General features: G+C 59.9%; 14 protein-coding genes and 2 pseudogenes. 7 read left to right on the plus strand and 9 right to left on the minus strand.

Features of this window, described 5'->3' with window-relative positions:
- Positions 1-27 precede the first annotated feature (27 nt).
- The 8 genes from NKJ23_RS22040 to NKJ23_RS22075 all read right to left on the minus strand — a co-directional run bounded on the left by NKJ23_RS22040 (position 28) and on the right by NKJ23_RS22075 (position 7,149).
- Complete coding sequence (locus tag NKJ23_RS22040; RefSeq protein WP_352682322.1) at positions 28-213, minus strand: hypothetical protein; 186 nt, start codon at positions 211-213, stop codon at positions 28-30.
- 8 nt (positions 214-221) lie between these two features.
- A complete protein-coding gene (locus tag NKJ23_RS22045) occupies positions 222-998 on the minus strand; it encodes a phosphatase PAP2 family protein (RefSeq protein ID WP_352682324.1) in 777 nt (258 codons plus the stop codon).
- Between the two features lie 45 nt (positions 999-1,043).
- Positions 1,044-2,381 (minus strand): NAD(P)H-dependent oxidoreductase, encoded by a 1,338-nt coding sequence (locus NKJ23_RS22050; RefSeq protein WP_352682326.1) that lies wholly within the window; start codon positions 2,379-2,381, stop codon positions 1,044-1,046.
- A gap of 46 nt (positions 2,382-2,427) precedes the next feature.
- Entirely contained in the window at positions 2,428-2,961 is a 534-nt protein-coding gene (rfbC, locus tag NKJ23_RS22055) for a dTDP-4-dehydrorhamnose 3,5-epimerase (protein WP_352682327.1), read from the minus strand.
- Positions 2,962-3,066: 105 nt separating this feature from the next.
- Positions 3,067-4,149 (minus strand): GHMP family kinase ATP-binding protein, encoded by a 1,083-nt coding sequence (locus NKJ23_RS22060; protein WP_352682329.1) that lies wholly within the window; start codon positions 4,147-4,149, stop codon positions 3,067-3,069.
- A 33-nt stretch (positions 4,150-4,182) separates the two neighbouring features.
- Positions 4,183-5,238, minus strand: coding sequence for an NAD-dependent epimerase/dehydratase family protein (locus NKJ23_RS22065; protein ID WP_352682331.1), 1,056 nt, complete (start codon positions 5,236-5,238; stop codon positions 4,183-4,185).
- Positions 5,231-6,499: an HAD-IIIA family hydrolase gene (locus tag NKJ23_RS22070; RefSeq protein ID WP_352682333.1), complete on the minus strand. Its 1,269-nt coding sequence runs from the start codon at positions 6,497-6,499 to the stop codon at positions 5,231-5,233. Before NKJ23_RS22070 ends, NKJ23_RS22065 begins: the two co-directional genes overlap by 8 nt.
- A complete protein-coding gene (locus NKJ23_RS22075; RefSeq protein WP_352682335.1) occupies positions 6,496-7,149 on the minus strand; it encodes an SIS domain-containing protein in 654 nt (217 codons plus the stop codon). The genes NKJ23_RS22070 and NKJ23_RS22075 overlap by 4 nt, the downstream gene beginning before the upstream one ends.
- A 136-nt stretch (positions 7,150-7,285) precedes the next feature.
- Here NKJ23_RS22075 and NKJ23_RS22080 point away from each other — a divergent pair.
- Positions 7,286-7,408: pseudogene (locus tag NKJ23_RS22080) on the plus strand (bifunctional Delta(1)-pyrroline-2-carboxylate/Delta(1)-piperideine-2-carboxylate reductase); the annotation flags it as partial.
- 202 nt (positions 7,409-7,610) lie between these two features.
- On the opposite strand, the pseudogene NKJ23_RS22085 reads toward NKJ23_RS22080, so the two are convergent.
- A pseudogene (locus NKJ23_RS22085) lies at positions 7,611-7,736 on the minus strand (helix-turn-helix domain-containing protein); the annotation flags it as partial.
- Between the two features lie 254 nt (positions 7,737-7,990).
- Here NKJ23_RS22085 and NKJ23_RS22090 point away from each other — a divergent pair.
- The 6 genes from NKJ23_RS22090 (at position 7,991) to NKJ23_RS22115 (ending at position 16,112) form a co-directional block, all read left to right on the plus strand.
- Positions 7,991-8,779, plus strand: coding sequence for a WecB/TagA/CpsF family glycosyltransferase (locus tag NKJ23_RS22090; RefSeq protein WP_352682337.1), 789 nt, complete (start codon positions 7,991-7,993; stop codon positions 8,777-8,779).
- Between the two features lie 163 nt (positions 8,780-8,942).
- The gene (locus NKJ23_RS22095; protein WP_352682340.1) at positions 8,943-10,262 is read left to right on the plus strand and encodes an oligosaccharide flippase family protein; all 1,320 of its coding nucleotides are present in this window, start codon (positions 8,943-8,945) and stop codon (positions 10,260-10,262) included.
- Positions 10,263-10,272: 10 nt separating this feature from the next.
- The gene (locus NKJ23_RS22100; protein WP_352682342.1) at positions 10,273-11,997 is read left to right on the plus strand and encodes a GumC family protein; all 1,725 of its coding nucleotides are present in this window, start codon (positions 10,273-10,275) and stop codon (positions 11,995-11,997) included.
- The gene (locus NKJ23_RS22105) at positions 11,994-13,334 is read left to right on the plus strand and encodes a hypothetical protein (RefSeq protein WP_352682344.1); all 1,341 of its coding nucleotides are present in this window, start codon (positions 11,994-11,996) and stop codon (positions 13,332-13,334) included. Before NKJ23_RS22100 ends, NKJ23_RS22105 begins: the two co-directional genes overlap by 4 nt.
- Before the next feature lie 275 nt (positions 13,335-13,609).
- Complete coding sequence (locus NKJ23_RS22110) at positions 13,610-14,908, plus strand: polysaccharide biosynthesis/export family protein (RefSeq protein ID WP_352682346.1); 1,299 nt, start codon at positions 13,610-13,612, stop codon at positions 14,906-14,908.
- Positions 14,814-16,112: a glycosyltransferase family 4 protein gene (locus NKJ23_RS22115; RefSeq protein WP_352682348.1), complete on the plus strand. Its 1,299-nt coding sequence runs from the start codon at positions 14,814-14,816 to the stop codon at positions 16,110-16,112. Before NKJ23_RS22110 ends, NKJ23_RS22115 begins: the two co-directional genes overlap by 95 nt.
- The last annotated feature ends 271 nt before the right edge of the window (positions 16,113-16,383 follow it).

The raw sequence follows: 16,383 nt of genomic DNA on the forward strand, positions 1-16,383 counted from the left end.
CGCGGCGCGCGCAGTGTGTTGGGTACCTCAAAATGGCAGAGGTGGTAGGGCCAGTGGAAGCCGTAGAGGGGCCTTATTCAGCTTGCCGGATGCATAATCCGCTTCATTGAGGTAATCCGCCGCTGTTGCGAACACCTTCAGCATGATTGTTGTTGTCCGGCCAAGATGACGCTTCAGGGCGGCGATGCACGTCGTGTCGCTGGCCGGCTTCACACCAGTTCCTACTGGAGAAGCCCTTTGGCAAGTTCGCGCAACTCCTGGAACGCAACAACAAGGTATGAGGCCACAAAGCTGCACAGATAGAAGCTTGGTGGGGCGCCGCGCTCCCACCGGAGAACCAGGGCGCCGAGTTCAAGGCTCGGGTGCGTTTGTGCTAGCCATACCATGGTGGCGGCCAAGGCGAGGCTACCCAGAGCATTGGTCGGGTAATGCAGCCCCAAGTAGACTCGCGCAAGCTCTACCACCAAGGTGCAGGCCAGGGCGAGGAGTCCGAGTTCGAAGCGAACGAGAAGAATGGCGATCGCTAGACCCGCGAACAGAACCGCTCGCTCGCTGGGGAACCCGGGGGTGCCGGCGAACGGCGCTGAGCGCAGAACGGCAGCGTCGCCCAGAACGTCCGGGATGTGAAGCCCAAGTGCGGAGTCAAAAATCGGCTTTGGCGTCGTCGGCAGAGTGCTCTGCAGGAAATGCGCGACGAGCGCCGCAAGGACAGCTGCGCAGACACCGCTCACCAGCCTTGCCCTCGATTCCGGCCCGTCATGGGCGAACCAGCAATACCAAAGCAAGGACACAGCTATAGCGCCCTCGGTCGTTGGGTAGACGGCACCGAAAGCGAGCCGGCTGGCGAAGGGCTGATTGCTCGCTACGGTGTTGACGGCCTTTGCGAGGGGTCTGTCGATCCAATCCGGGTTAAGGGCCAGGAAAGTCGTACCCACAAAGAGGATGCAAAGCGCGGCGGCATGCGTCAGGCAATGGAAATCGGACATCGGTTCGGCCATCTCAACTCTAAGGTTCGGGCGGCGGAACAACTGGAGTCCCGCTAACTAGGCGGTTGCAGAAACCTCGCGGCGCAGGGAGGCTACAGAGCGGCCGAAGAAGGCAAGATCCTGCTCTCGGCGCAGTGTGTCGCAAAGCCGCCCGATCGGAAGCTCGATGTCGTCATAGCCGAGCACCTCGTCCCGCTTCACGTCGCGCAGCAGCCGGCAGCCCTCGGCGAGCCCGATCGGCACAAGCCGCTCGGCGTGCACCGTTCGCGCGTTCTCGCAGAGCCCGTAGGTCATGTAATGTCCAAGGCCATCGAGGATCTCTCCGGCACTAAGGTCCCGCTTGGCGGCGGCCACCACATCAACGGTCGGCGCGCCCAGGGGCGCAATCGCAGCATCGCGGAATATTGCGGCCCTCGCCACCGTGGAGGGCACCTCGAAATGACACAGATGATAGGGCCAATAGAAACAGTAGAGCGGTCCGGGGCCCATCTTGTAGAGTGAGAGATAGTGCTTCTCGACGGCATCCTCTGTGGTGCCAAGAACGAAGATGCCGGGGTTGGGCATGGCGCCGACACAATAATCAACTATCCCCCGCCCCTCGAGGAGCTGATTGAGCGGATACCACCCGACCGCCCCCTGGATCGGGGTTCCAGGCTCGACCACAGGCCCGTACATGCCGCGCTTCGCCACCCGCATGCCTGTGGCATTGGCGACGATGGCGTTCTCGAACGAGATCTTCGTGCCGTCCGCGAAGGAGGTGACCATTGGGGCCTTCATCCCCCACTTCTTGGCAAAACCCTCCTGAGTCGTCGGATTTCGGTAGGGATCGTGCAGGCCCTTGATGTTCCCGCAAAGCACCGGACGTATGCCCAGGCCCCTGACCCAACGGTAGAGGTTCATGATAACGCCGGGCTGATCCCCCTCCACATTGGTGAGGACCACTCCTGCCCGGTCGGCATGCACTTTCAGGATCGGTCCGATCGTGCCGTCGAGTTCGGCATTCATCAGGGCGACATGCTTGCCGTGCCGGATCGCCCGCATTGTGACGTGGGCAGCGAACTCGATCGCGCCTGTCGCCTCGACGATGACGTCGATGTCGTCGGCCTCGCAAATGTGCATCGGGTCCGCCGTGATCGAGCGGCGACCGCGCGCCACGAGATCCTCAAGCGCTTTGGTGCTGGTCGCCTCGGTCACATCGTCTTCACCTGCGGCGGCATAGGCATCTCGCGCCTTTTCCACGTGCCTGTTGGAAATCGCCACGAGCTGCATGCCTGGGACATATCGCAGCATCTGCAGCGCGACGCCTTGGGCCATGAAGCCGGCCCCCACCATACCCACGCGAATTGGCCGCCCCTGAGCCTCGAGCCTCTCCAACTCCCTGTCGACAATGAACATTTACGTCTCCCCTGTGCTGCTCCCCGAAAGGTCGGGTGGCGAAAGGTTAGCGGTCATAATCGGGCCAGCTTCGGTCCTTTTCAGAAATCAGCGCCGGCGCATCCACCGGCCACTTCACGGCGAAGGTAGGATCGTTCCAGCGAACACCGCGCTCGGCCGCCGGTGTGTAGAATTCGGAGACGAGATATGTCGCCTCGGAGTGGTCCTCCATGGTGAGAAAGGCGTTCGCGCAGCCCTTCGGTATGACCAGCATCCGTTGGTTCTCCGCTGACAGTTCCACCGTGAGGTGCTGCTTATAGGTGGGCGATTGGGGACGCAGGTCGATCAGCACGTCGTACAGGCTGCCCCGGATGCAGCGAAGCATCTTGTCCTCGCACTGGGGAGCCAGCTGGTAATGGAAGCCGCGCAGTGTATGCTTGTGCCTGTTATATGAAATATTCACCTGCACGACACGATCCGGAAGCCCCTGCTCGGCAAACTCCCGCGAACACCAGCCGCGTGCGAAAAAGCCCCGCTCGTCTTCGAATTTCTGCAGTTCCACCAGGGTGGCGCCGGGAATATCGGTCTTTGTGAAAAGCATCGTAGATCCATTGGTCAAATGAGTGTCACGTCGGGTTGCATCTCCGACGATCTCTCCTCAGGGTGGCTCGCGCCGGCGGTCCTCTTGTGCGATCGAAGGACGGCATCAGACTTGCGCCGGATGCAAGAGGCGCGAGCCGTGGACTTCATAGCCGATAGGCACATAGGCTAGGTGTGAGAGTGCGCGTCTTACACTTTCCCGGCGTTCCGGCTTGACCGCGAACATAAGGAATCCGCCGCCGCCGGCGCCGCACAGCTTGCCGCCTTCCGCACCTGCGTCCCTGGCGAGGTCGTAGTGGCCATTGATCGCCGCGTTGCTCACGCGGGACGCCAAACTGCGCTTCATCTCCCACCCTGCGTGAAGGACGGCACCGAAGCGTTCTACGTCGATGACGGGCTCCGAAAAGATCTCCTGAAGCATGAAGGCATCGTCCCGCATCCGCCTGAGCGTATCGAGATTGCTTGACGTTTTCGCCTTCTGCTCTGCCAGCACGGAACTGGCCGGCCGCTGATGCGATGTCCAGAACATCATCAGGTTGCTGAAGAGATGTTCGATGGCGCCATTGCGCACCCGCTGCGGCTCGACCGTTACCGCGCCGCCCGGCTGGAAGCGGAACAGGTTCATGCCCCCGAACGCGGCGGCATACTGGTCCTGCTTGCCAATCGGCTCCTTGAGGATCTCCATCTCGATGTGACATGCCTCTTCGGCCAGTTGGCCAGGGGTGACACGTTCTCCCCGGAATGCATGCAGGGCGTTGAGCAGTCCCACCGTGAACGAGCTCGACCCCCCCATGCCCGTCGAGGCAGGCATGTCTCCGACCGTCGAGATGTAAATCGGCGGTTCGATCTCCAGGAAACGCAGGCATTCGCGAGCGATGTTGTTCTTGATCTCCCCTATAGTGTTTACCTGCTCCGTCTGTGAATAGTTCAAGCGGATGGGTTCATTAAAGATCTCGCTGTGACGCTTGACGGTGACATAGATGTACTTGTCCACTGCCGCGCTGAAGACCGCGCCGCAATCGAGATTGTAGAAATCGGGCAGATCGGTACCGCCGCCAGCAAAACTGACGCGCAAAGGAGTGCGCGTCAGGACGAGAGACGGTAGACGCTGTGCAGCGCGATCGATGATGGCCGGAAGGTCCAGTCCTGAGCGGCGCTCCACGGCTTTGGTCCCGTCTAGCTGTTCCATATCTTGCCCCCTTGAAAATCGACGGAATGAAAATTAGGCAACACGCGGCTGTGCGGTTCGCCAGCGCAGCTGACCATCGAGCATCCCCGCCTTGAGCAAATGATCGAGCCAGCGCAGCCGCGTGAACCGCTTGTCGGTAAAGTCTTCAAATCTAAGTGCGATCGAGCGGAACGCCTCGTAAAGGTCCTGCGCTCCCTTTCGCGCTGTCCACTGAAACTCGAAATCCGGGAAAGTCCGCGAGAACTTGCTGAAGTCCGCCTTGTAGGTCCTTTGATCCGCGCCCGGCTTCGGTGTCATTGTGAGCTGCGCGCCGGCGACGGCCTCAACGGCGATCTCCGCTATCTCGCGCACCTGAAGATTGAGGCTTTCAACACCCATGTTGAACGCCTCATTGTGGATGTCCTGTAGCGGCGCCTCCAGCATCAATTTGAAATAGCGCGCGACATCCTGGACATGAACCACGGGCCGCCATGGCGTGCCATCGCTATGCACTTCGACACGTCCAGTGGTGAAGGCGCTGCCCACGAAATTGTTCAGCACGGTGTCGAAGCGCATTCGCGGCGACAGACCATAGACGGTGCCGTTGCGGCAGTAGACGGGCGAGAACCCGTCGTCCGCCAGCGCGCGCAGCGCTTCTTCGGCAATAACCTTCGATCTTGCGTATTCTGTTTGCGGCGCCAGCGGGGCGGTTTCGTCCACGACGGCGGCTTCCGACATGCCATACATGATGCAAGAGGAGGAAAATAGGAACCGCCGGATGCCCGCCGCCTTGGCCATCGTGGCCAGACGAACTGTCCCTTCCGCATTGATCTGCCTCGTCCAATCCGCGTTGAGATTTCCGATCGGGTCGTTCGAGAGTGCCGCCAGATGGATCACTGCGTCAAAGCCCTGCAGATCCGGGGGTTCGATGGCGCGTAGATCCTTTGTGATCTCGGGCACACTGGTATTGTCGGCTCCCAGGGTGCACGCACGAAAATATCCCATGTCCAGCCCGACCACCTCATAGCCCGCCGCCTGCAACACGGGCACCATGACAGAACCGAGATATCCATTGTGTCCGGTGACGAGAACGCGTGTTGGTTCATTCATGTCTGCTCCGCTCCGCTTCGAAAAGGAGTTGACGGGTGAGGTCCAGAAGCGAGCATTGCTCGCTTACTTGCGCATATAGGCAGTCCGCGGCTTCGGCCGCTTGACGGTCACGATCGTCATCGCCGACAAAGAGTGTGCGTGTGAGGTCGAGATCAAAGTCGCGCTGTGCCTGATACAGCATACCGGGTTTGGGCTTGCGGCAGTCGCAGCCGTCGTCCCAGCCGTGTGGGCAGTGGTAGATCTCCGCGATCTTGCCGCCGACGGCTTCGCACTCGGCGCACATGCGCTGGTGAAGCGCCTCGAGATCAGCGGCGGTCATCGCTCCGCGCGCTATCCCTGCCTGGTTGGAGATGATGATTATGCGGTAGCCAGCCTCGTTCAGAAGGGCCAACGCCTGCTTTGCACCCGGAACCCACTCCCACTGGTCCCATGAACACACATATTGAGCCCGTGGCGGTCTGCAGTTGAGTACGCCGTCCCTGTCTACGAGCATGGTTTTTTCGCGGCTCATAAAGCGCTCCGTCGCGGGTAGACGCTCGATCGAGCCCACGCTGTAATAGCGGTGCTCGCTCACGAAGCCGGCGAGGCGATGCTGCGTCGCGAGCGGCGTGTAGATGGCTTCCTCGAAGAGGGTGTCCTCGTCGGGCAGGAGTTCGAGGGCGAGATCGGTTAGTATGGCATAGCTGATCTCCACTCCCTGCAGCCCGGGCGTGGTGCGGAGCCGGTCGAAGACGGTCACATTGTCGTTCGCATCAAGGATCACGCTGCCGCGTGAATAGCCGTCCTTGTTGCTGTAGACCGTGATCATTCCAGGCTTGCCGGCCGCACAGAAGCGTTGCCACAGCCGCTCCATGCGCATCGGCCAGTAATTGTCGCAATACAGCAGCAGGAAGCACGGATCTATGAGGTGACGGGCATTGGATACCCGGCTGCTGGTGAGGTCGTCGGGACGGGTGACGGCATATTCGATACTGAGCCCGAACCTGCTGCCGTCGCCGAAATGGTCAATCACCACATGGGGCAAATACCCGAGTAGAAGAAGAACCCTTTCGAACCCCTCCTGCCGCAGCTGTTCGATCTGGTATTCCAAAAAAGGGCGGCCGAGCACCGGCACCATTGGTTTCGGGCGATCGAGTGTGATCGGCCGCATGCGTGTGCCACGCCCGCCGGCCAGGATGACCGCCTGGCGCGGCCGGCTGTAGGTGCGGCCTTCGACATCTGCCTTTTGCAGGCGGAGAGAGCTCGGCAGGACAATATTCATTGACCGCGCTCCGGTCGGTCGGCGATGAGGTATCGCGTAATGGCATGACAGATCGCGGCGTGGACGTCCTCGACGAGTTCGTAGGTGCCTTTTTCGGACCGCACCCATACTGGCTGATCGACGAGCTCTTTAAGCGTGCCGCCGTCAAAACCGACAATGCCGATAGTGGCTACCTTCCTTTCGCGAGCGAGTTCGACTGCCCGCACGAGATTAAGCGAGTTCCCGCTGGCTGAAATCACTATGAGCACGTCACCCGGCTTGGCGAAGTTCTCCATCTGGCCGGCAAAGATACGCTCGTAGCCTTCGTCATTGCCGAGTGCCGTCATCCAGGAGACGTTGTCGGTCAGGCCTATGACCCGGATTGGCTGCCTTCCCGAGCGTTTCGTGGCCTTACCGAGGTCATTGACCCAGTGGGAGGCGGTCGCTGCGCTGCCGCCGTTGCCGGCGACGAAGACTGTGCCGCCCGCATCGCGTACGGCGCGCAGCAACTGTATCGCCTCCTGCACGGCGTCCGTATCGATCTGCGCCAATGCGACGCAAAGCGATGCCAGATAATCCTGCGTGAATTCTTTAGGCTGCAACCAGAGGGCATCATCCCGCGAAGATTTGCGACATGCCACCACTCCCTGATCGATCGCGAGCTCTGTCATGCCACCCTCGATTGCTGCAATGGTGAGCGATCATCACAGCGTGCGAGCACTTCGAGTTCAATTGCTATTCCGAACGGGAAGCTGGCGGGCGGCGCTCATCGGAGGTACTTAAAAGGAATATCCCTTGTTCTCCGTTGCGGCCGACACGTCGGCAGGTGGCCATATCGGCGTCAAGATCGTCACGGTGTCGCCCGACAACAATGCCGTAGGCAAACCCGCGGTGATGGGGCTTTACCTCCTGCTCGACGGCGCGACGGGCCGCTCCTTCCATGCGCTCTTTCGGCAGCACGGAGAGAACAAGTTGATAGATGGGTAACGCTTTGAACCGGATACCCGACGAGACGCTCCAGTTCGCCGATCCGAGCCAATGCCTTCGAAAGCTCGTCAAGCGCTTCCGACGGCAATGCCGGCGCTGCACCGCCCGGGTCGTGCGCCTCACCCAGCCGGCGTACCGCTCGCGGCGGACCCACGCGACCGCGCAGAGCTGCTGGCCCGCCTGCACGAAACTGCTTCTGCCAGTGATAGAGACCCTTGCGAGAGATGCCGAGCTCCCGCGCCAACTTGCTCACATTGGCGCCCGCAGCCATGCATTACACCGCCGCTCTCTTGAATTCGCGACTGAACCGCCGCCCCGGGTCTTCTCTCCTCATCAGCTGACGAATGGAGAACTGTTACCCTTTTCGTGTCTCAGAATCGGGGTGCACCACACCGGTTCGGACAGGATATTCCTTTTAAGTACCTCCGATGAGCGCCGCCCGCCAGCTTCCCGTTCGGAATAGCAATTGCACTCGAAGTGCCCGCACGATGATGATCGCTCACCATTGCAGCAATCGAGGGTGGCATGACAGAGCTCGCGATCGATCAGGGAGTGGTGCGCGAGCAAGTGCTTGGGGTACCCGTGCACGCCCTGGGCTTGGCGCAGGCAGTCAACTGCGTCTTCGACTGGGCCCTGCGGCGGGAGAGCCGAACGGTTTTCCTGTGCAATGCCCACAGTGTCGTCACCGCCCGCCGCAATCGCGCCCATGCCGAAGCGATGGATAGCGCCGACCTCGTCGCGCCCGATGGAGCGCCGGTGGCCTGGATGCTGAGACGGCAGGGACACGCGGATCAGCCGCGCATCGCCGGACCGGACCTGATGTGGATTTGTTGCCGGAGGGCATCGGAACTGGGCTCGGCAATGTTCCTGTACGGCGGCAGCCCGGGCACCCTCCAGCGTCTCGAACAGTGCATTCGAACCGAGTTTGCCGGCATAAACATCGTGGGCTCTTACTCACCTCCGCCCCGCCCTCTGTCGGCCGAGGAGGATGAGGCAGTGGTCGGAATGATCAATCAGTCCGGTGCGAGGATCATGTGGGTGGGGCTCGGATGTCCCAAGCAGGAAAGCTGGATGCAGGCGCATCGCGGCCGGATCAATGCGGTCATGTTGGGGGTAGGAGCAGCTTTCGATTTCCACGCCGGAGACGTCAAACGGGCGCCGCAATGGATGCAGAAGAGCGGGCTGGAATGGCTGCACCGGCTCTTCCAGGATCCCCGCCGCCTGGCGAGCAGGTATCTCGTGACGAACAGCCTGTTCATCCTGGCTTTGTTGCAGGCATCGCTGCTTCCCAGGCGCAGACTTCGTGACGGTTAGAGGGAGGCGGAACCAGTGAACACACTTGGACCGCCGTATTGCCGATCTGCGCCAACTCCTTCACGGGCGGCTGTTCTTTGGCGCTGCTTCTGGGAGGCGGCGCTGCCCATATCTGGACTGTGTGATTTGCATTGCCTCGACAGGCACCTGACTGGAGGCCACCATGACTCTGAGCAAACAGGCCGCCAGTCTGGCTGTCCTACATGTCACCGACGTCCTGCAGCCGCTGATCATCTTGCCCTATGCCGGGCGTGTCCTCGGACCTATGAGTTTCGGGCGCTACGCGTATGCGCTCGCCATCGGACAACTCGCTGCCGTCGTCGTGGCCTATGGATTTCATTGGACTGCGCAGCGCAGGGTTGCTTCCCTTCGATACGAGCCGGCGGCGATTGCGTCCCTCGTTGCTCAGGTCATGACCACCCAGGCAGTGCTGTTCGTTGCCGTATGCCTGGTTGGCCTTGTGCTGGCCGGCGACGTCCTGGCGCTCAGTAGGCCGACATTCCTGTGCGCGATGCTCTCGGCCGCCGGCGGCATTATTTTTCCGGCCTGGCTCTTCGTCGGCCTGGAACGCGCCTGGCAGGCGGCCGTCGCGGTGGTTGTTGCTCGCGTTCTGGCGCTCGTCTGTTTCGTCGCCATGGTCGCATCACCTGACCAGGTCGCACTCGCCGTTGCCATCCAGAGCGCAGTTCCCGTCGTCAGTGGCGTCATCTGCTTACCTTTCATCCTTCCCATTGGGCTCGGCGGCTTCAGGTCCGTCACGCTTTCGACGATTGGAATGCAGCTGCGCAATGGCTGGAGGGGATGCCTTTTCATGGCCGTGGAGACTGCCCTCGTCACCCTCCCTGTTGCCCTTGTCCAGCATTTCGCAGGCTATGTCGCAGCCGGGCAATATTCTGTCGCCGAAAAGTTTCTGTTAGCCTCGAGAGTATATTTCAAGTTGCTTATGAATACATTCATACCGAGAGTTTCATACTACGCTCATGTCAACCCTGCTGACGGGATACGACTTATAAGGAGATCATTATTCACAGTAGCAGTCGGAACGGCGATAAGTATTGGAATGTTCTTTGTCGGTCCATATATAATATTGATCCTTTTTGGAGATCAATTTTCAGGAGCGACACCTATTGTGCGCGCGATGGCCATCATACCATTGATGATGAACATAAATACATTCACATCGAATATATTCATGTTTAGTTACGGATATGAAAATGAATGGGCCGCCCTTAACGCATCCGGTCTGCTAGTGTTCCTGGTGGCCGCATATTTTTTGTCTTTCGTCATGGCGGAACAAGCCATTGTTTATGCGATGGTGGCGAAGGAAGTCCTCGTGCTGGTGGTTTCAGCCGGCTTCTTCCTCATTGGCGGAGCGGCAGTCCTTCGCACGGCGGCGGCTTGCGACGCAGGCCGGGTGCGAGGATATCCGCCGGCGTCCCAATCCGCGCCGCTGGAGCACGAGGCCGATCGTTTCCAGTCGTAGGAGAGTCTGTATGTTCGCCACCGATCACTTCGTCGTTCAGCCGTCCGGGTCGCCTCACCAGCAGATACCTCCCAAGGATCGCGACGAGCTGACCGTGAAAGACATCTTGAGATTTATTCGAAGCAGTTGGCGCCTTTGCCTCCTCTGGATGGTTGTAAGCCTTGGTGTCGGCGGCGCATATACAGTCCTTTCGCCTGGATATTACAGCGCCTATGCGACGATCCTCCTTTCATCTCCGCCCGCTCCGCAACCGGGCGAAGCTCAGGCGGATGAGAGGGTCTATGTAGAGAGCCAGATACAGGTCATTCAGTCGGACGAAGTCGTCGGACGCGTTGTTGACCACACTGGCTTAGCGGAAGACGAAGAGTTTGTGACGGATGACAGCTGGCGCACCCGGATATCCAGCTATGTGCAGGGCCAATTGGCGTCTCTCTTCGGCACCGAACTGCCGACGGCGGAGCCAAATATTCGGGATGAGGCGATGGTCCTTGTGAGGCGCGCGTTTTCCGTTCTTCAGATGGGTTCCTCCAGGGCCGTCGAGATCGGGGTCACCTCTTCCGATCCTCAGTTCTCCGCCATGCTCGCGAACGCGATCGCCGACGGTTACATCGGAAATCAGCGCGAGCGCCGGCAGGCGGCTGGCGCGGAAGAAGCATCTGATCTGCACAAGCGGCTGGCGGAACTTCGGGAAAAGGCTTTTGTGACCGAATCACTGAAGGAACTCCAATCGGACCCTGAATCTGCGGAGAGGGCAAGAGTCCTTTTCCGCGAGCAGCAGAGCGCGGCCGAGGTTTATCGCTCGCTTTACAATGCCCTTCTGCAGCGGACCCTCTCCGATTTTAGCGCCTCGTCGCTGATCCCGAGCGCAAGGGTCATCACGGCGGCCGAACCGCCTCGCCAACGCAGTTGGCCGCCAACGGTCCTGATGGTAGCCCTCTCCGTTATGGCCGGTGGGGTTGCCGGCGTTGGTCACGCATTGATCAGGCAAGCAATGAACCACCGCCTGATAACGGTCGAGGATGTGCACAGGTCGACCGGCCTTGATCGGATTGTAGGGATACGCAGAATTCCCCGCCGCAGGTGGAATGTTGTGGGGCCATGCGAGCAGTCTTTGCAGCCCGTCTACTCAAAGGACGCTCCCGAGCTTCACAGCTCGCTGAGCAAAATTGCCAGCCGTATGCGCGGAGTTCAGGGCCGCCAAGGCGGATTTGTAATCGGCGTTGCTTCACCCCTCGCCAAGTCCGGAAGCTCCACGGTGGCGGTTCATCTCGCAAGGCTCATTGCGGCGACCGGGCAAAAGACACTGCTCATTGATGCCAATTGGCAAAAGCCATCGATGGACCAGCCATTGCTGAACGCGGAGCCAGGTCGCAAGCTCGCCAGGGCGTTTGCCATCATTCCCGCGCATCAGGAAGGGCTGGAAGTTTTGGTTCTCAGGCCCACGGGGTCAATCTCCGAGTTGAATGCCTCGCTCTCCATCTCCGCTGCACTCCAGCATCTGCAGCAAGAATACAGTTGTATAGTGGTTGATTTTCACAGCACCGACCGCACCGCTGATCTGGAAGCTGCCATGGGCGTCATCAACGAGGTCCTTTTGGTGCTGCAGGCACGCCGCACTTTCGCGGATCACCTCGAGGGAATCCTGCGCATCATCCCTGCAGAGAAACTCTCGGCAGTAATTTTGACCAGGATGAACCGTGCGGCTTTCAGTCCTAACCGGGAATACAGGCCATGACCTCGCCAGCGACATTGTCACGCAGGAAGGGTTCAAAGCCGGTCGACCTCGTTTGCAGCCATTCCCCTGACGTGCTCGACTACACCCTCTTTCTCTCGGGCATTTGGCTGGCCTGCGCCCTCGCAATATCCCTGCGCCTGCTTGGCCTTTTCTTCATAGTGGTCCCGGTCGGTGTCTGTCTGGCCTATGCCTTGCTGCGGCAGACGGTGCCGCCTCGTCTGCTCGCGGTCTACACCGCCTTCTGCCTCTTCATTGCCCTGCTGTCCAGATACAGGTTGATGCCGGATTCCTGGCAGGTTCACTTCCTTCAAGAAGCAGTCACAAGGCAAATCGTCCCGATTGTTGGATTCTTCGCCGTCGCATGGGCGTCCAAGGCTTATTTCCGCCGCAGGCTGATGAGCGGCAATGCCTTTTTTGGTGCACCCGTTTTCCTGTTCCTGTCTCTCGTTGTCGCGCCGGCGGTGATGTTTCAGCAGGACGTGCAATATCCGCGCGCATCTGGGCAAGCCGCGATAGTGATTCTTTATGGTGCGCTGATCAACAACATGGTCATTGCCGTGTTTTTCATTGCAGGCGGTATTTTTCTGACGAACGACTGGCGCCGATACGGCGGCATTTTGCTCCTTTTGGGAATAGCCCTCGCCAGCCCCTTGGCTCAGTTCAAGGTGCTTGCGGTCACGACGATCGTCATTCTGATTGGCGTGCCCGGCCGGTTGATGGCCGCAGCTTTGGCGACCGCACTGACTTCGGCTTATGCCGTCGGGCTCAACTTCATACCTCAAACCTTTGCTCTGGACCCGAACTCCGGGATCCGACTCGCGTTCATTTCGGACGCACTCGTATCCGTTGCGGATACATACGGGTTTGGCATCGGATTTGGGAAGGAATCTGTCCGATGGCGATACGAGTTTCCCGGATTCGAGGATATTACCTTTCTTCCCGACACCCATAATATTACGCATGCCAGAATGCTTGAGATACTCTCGACAGGAATTCACAATTCGTTCTTTCAAGCCATATTGCGGACGGGGGTCATTGGTTTCATTTTGATCGTGTCTGCCATTTTGGTGGCCTTCCCGCCAAATCGACTGCCACGCGGTGTTCGCAATCATGCGTCCACGGTCTTCATCACGATTTTCCTCGCCATGTTCGTCAATCCGGCCCTGGAGAGCCCTCTACAGATTGTGGGAATTGCTTTCTCATACGGCTATTTGATTGCGCTTCGCGCCAGCGTTCCGGCCTTGGCTGTGGAACTTCCTCCAGTTGAACCGGATCGAACGCAGCATTACGCTTGTTCATACATCGGAACGAACATGGATGCGGCCCTCCCGACATAGGGCAGGCTATCGGTCTCGGTAGAAGGGATCGCGTTGTACGATTTTGGCGCGGCAGGAGCAGGGGAGCCGTCCACTGATGTGCCCGCTCATGCGGCGGCGCCGTGCCGGTTCCATCAGGAGTGCCTCGAAAGAGCCAGCGAGCCAGCCATTTTGCCTCGGCCTCGGCTATGCCTCTTCTGGTAGCATAGGGCCATCCACTGCGCAGGTTCGCCCGCGCCGGAGAAACCCGTGCTAAGTCGCCCGTAGAGATACGGGGGCAACCTGTTGGGGGACCCATGAAGCTGTTGAGATCCTTGTTGTCGGCGCTGTCGATGACCATGGCTTCGACCCGCCTCGCTTCGTTTGCTGGCGCCATCGCTCTGATTCCGACAGCGGCACTTGCCGACTACAAGCTAAAGCCCGGAGATACGCTGGAAGTATCGGTCCCTGGTATTCCGGATTTCAGGCAGCGATTGCTGATCGGAGTGGACGGCGAGGTGAACTTGGCGCTGGTTGGAGCGGTTCAAATCAGTGGCCTTTCCATTCAACAAGCGCAGGAAATAATCGCTGGCAGTCTCGCCAGCAAGCCGTATCGGCGGGGGACCGAGGACGGCCGTGAAATAACGCAGCTGATCCAGACGGACCAGGTCTTCGTTTCGCTTGCCGAATACCGGCCCATCTATGTTTATGGTGATGTGGCCAGGCCGGGAGAGTACATCTTCCGGCCGGGTATGACCGTTCGACAGTCTGTGGCGGTTGCGGGTGGCTACAGCGCTGCCCAGGTTCGCATCGCCAATCCGCTCATGGAAGCGGCCGATTTCCGTTCCGAGTACAAAGCCCTATGGGCGCAATTCGCAACGGAACAGGTTCGCATTTGGCGCCTTCGCACCGAACTCGGCGAAGAAGTCGAACATGTGGAGAACGTACCGGTGCCTGAGGCGCTCGCCGAACGATTGAAGCAAACGGCAACAGCGCATATCGAAGCTCGTCAGTCAGACAGTGAAAAGGACAAGGAGCTTCTGCGACGTGCTGTCGAGGAGACTAACCTGGAGCTGCGGCTCCTGTCTGAAAAGAAGAAGAAGGACGAAGAGGGAAGCCAGGCCGACACCGACGATTACGAGAGCGTCAGGACACTGTTTCAGAAGGGCCTGGCGCCGACCACGCGCCTATCTGAAGCCCGTCGAGCGGTGCTTATGTCATCAACCCAACTGCTGGATACGATCGTCCAGGCATCGAACATCGAGCGCCAGCGCGGCGAATATGTCAGACAGATGAATAAGATCGACAGTGAACGACAAATCGCGGCCTTGGGAGAGCTACAGGAGGCCTATATGAATCTGGCCCAGATCTCGGCGCGTCTTGAGGGTACCGCGCAGAAGCTGGCGCTTACAGGTCAAGCGCAATCCACCTTGCTGATAGCCGCGGGTCGGCCCGAGATAACAGTCCATAGAAAGCGAGAGCAGGGCGCCGAGACGCTCCCCGCCAGCGAAGATCTCGGGCTTGCGCCCGGCGACGTTGTGGAGGTCGTTTTGCCAAAGGTCGACTTTTCCGGAGCCGTCGCGTCGTCGCCACGGGCGTCCGGGATGCCGAATTGAGATTCGGACGTGGCGGACTGCAATGCGCGTCTTAATGGTTCATAATTTCTACCAGATTAGGGCCGGAGAGGACAGCGCGGTTCGGGAGGAGCTCGCGTGCCTCAAGCAGAATGGGGTCGACGTCGAGCTGTTCTCCGCCACAAATGACGATATCGTGCGGGTCGCGCGGAGGATTTCTACCGCCCTGGGGGTCATCTACAACCCTCATTCACGGCGGGCCCTGTCCCGAAAATTGGCGGAATTTTCACCGGATGTCGTCCATATCCACAATTTCTTTCCTCTCCTGAGCCCCTCCATCCTGGATGCGTGCCGCGAGGCCGGCGTGCCATCAGTGATGACCTTGCACAATTTCAGGATTCTCTGTCCCAGCGCCTTGCTTTATCCCGATGAGAGGCTTCGGGAGCGAAGTCTCCGCCACGCCTGCTGGTGGACTGTTCCGAAGAAGGTCTACAGGAATTCCGTGGTGGGCACGCTCGCCGTCGCCGCAATGGTCGAGTTTCACAAGCGAGCCGGCACCTGGTCCCGCAAAGTCGACCGCTTCATTGCCCTTACCGACTGGGCCAGGCACAAGCTTGTGGAAGGCGGCCTGCCGGCCGAACGCATCGTCGTCAAGCCGAATGCGGTTGCCAGGCCGCCGATCTTCGGTGACCTTCGTCGCAATGGAGGGCTGTTCGTCGGACGACTGGATGAGCACCACAAGGGAGTGGCCACGCTGCTCGAGGCGTGGAAGGAGATCGACTATCCGCTGCGGATCATCGGCGACGGGCCGTTGGCTCCGCTCGTCGAGCAGTCTGCGGGCGAGCGCGTGGAATATCTCGGGCGTCAGTCGCGCGACACGGTGCTGAAGGAGATGCAGGCTGCAGCTTTCCTGCTCTTTCCGTCGAAAGGCTATGAATTGTTTCCCATGACCGTCATCGAGGCCTTCGCAAGCCGGCTGCCGGTCATCTGCTCGGATTTGCCGTGGATCAAGGGGGTCGTTGAGCCACACGTCACCGGCCTTGTCGTTCCTGTCGGCAATGCCGGCGCGTTGACCGATCAGGTGCGCTGGGCGCTTTCAAACCGATCTGCCTTGCAGGAAGTGGCAGGCCGGGCCTATGCCGCCTATCAGGAGCGGTACACGCCCGAAGCAAACTTCAATCGGCTGATGGCCATCTATGAACCCCTGGTCAGGCGCCCGATCCGGGCCTTAGCGGCAGTGTCGTGAGGTGGGCCGGAACATGGGCTGGCAGGAACCGACCAGGGCTGCCCATAGGGCAGACCAAGCTTCACGCGTCAACAAGCGCAGTGCGGGCCGGGGTACTCCCCATTTGCCCGAGGATCGATCCTGCCGCCTCGCATACTTCGGCGAGGTCCTCTTTTGCTTCCATTGCTGAAACACGGTGCCACTGGAGGCTGCGGCCGCCCGCAGGCACCTGTTGTCACGGTTCGATCGAATGCGCATTGTCTTGACCCGGCGCGAACCTTTGGATTCACCT

Origin of the sequence: Mesorhizobium sp. M0184 (genome assembly GCF_040322215.1) — a bacterium.
Lineage (GTDB): Bacteria > Pseudomonadota > Alphaproteobacteria > Rhizobiales > Rhizobiaceae > Mesorhizobium.

Coding starts and splice junctions, on each gene's coding strand:
- NKJ23_RS22070 (WP_352682333.1), bottom strand. CDS start 6,499: ATGAATATTGTCCTGCCGAGCTCTCTCCGCCTGCAAAAGGCAGATGTC.
- NKJ23_RS22100 (WP_352682342.1), top strand. CDS start 10,273: ATGTTCGCCACCGATCACTTCGTCGTTCAGCCGTCCGGGTCGCCTCAC.
- NKJ23_RS22050 (WP_352682326.1), bottom strand. CDS start 2,381: ATGTTCATTGTCGACAGGGAGTTGGAGAGGCTCGAGGCTCAGGGGCGG.
- NKJ23_RS22090 (WP_352682337.1), top strand. CDS start 7,991: ATGACAGAGCTCGCGATCGATCAGGGAGTGGTGCGCGAGCAAGTGCTT.
- NKJ23_RS22105 (WP_352682344.1), top strand. CDS start 11,994: ATGACCTCGCCAGCGACATTGTCACGCAGGAAGGGTTCAAAGCCGGTC.
- NKJ23_RS22045 (WP_352682324.1), bottom strand. CDS start 998: ATGGCCGAACCGATGTCCGATTTCCATTGCCTGACGCATGCCGCCGCG.
- NKJ23_RS22075 (WP_352682335.1), bottom strand. CDS start 7,149: ATGACAGAGCTCGCGATCGATCAGGGAGTGGTGGCATGTCGCAAATCT.
- NKJ23_RS22060 (WP_352682329.1), bottom strand. CDS start 4,149: ATGGAACAGCTAGACGGGACCAAAGCCGTGGAGCGCCGCTCAGGACTG.
- rfbC (WP_352682327.1), bottom strand. CDS start 2,961: ATGCTTTTCACAAAGACCGATATTCCCGGCGCCACCCTGGTGGAACTG.
- NKJ23_RS22095 (WP_352682340.1), top strand. CDS start 8,943: ATGACTCTGAGCAAACAGGCCGCCAGTCTGGCTGTCCTACATGTCACC.
- NKJ23_RS22110 (WP_352682346.1), top strand. CDS start 13,610: ATGAAGCTGTTGAGATCCTTGTTGTCGGCGCTGTCGATGACCATGGCT.
- NKJ23_RS22065 (WP_352682331.1), bottom strand. CDS start 5,238: ATGAATGAACCAACACGCGTTCTCGTCACCGGACACAATGGATATCTC.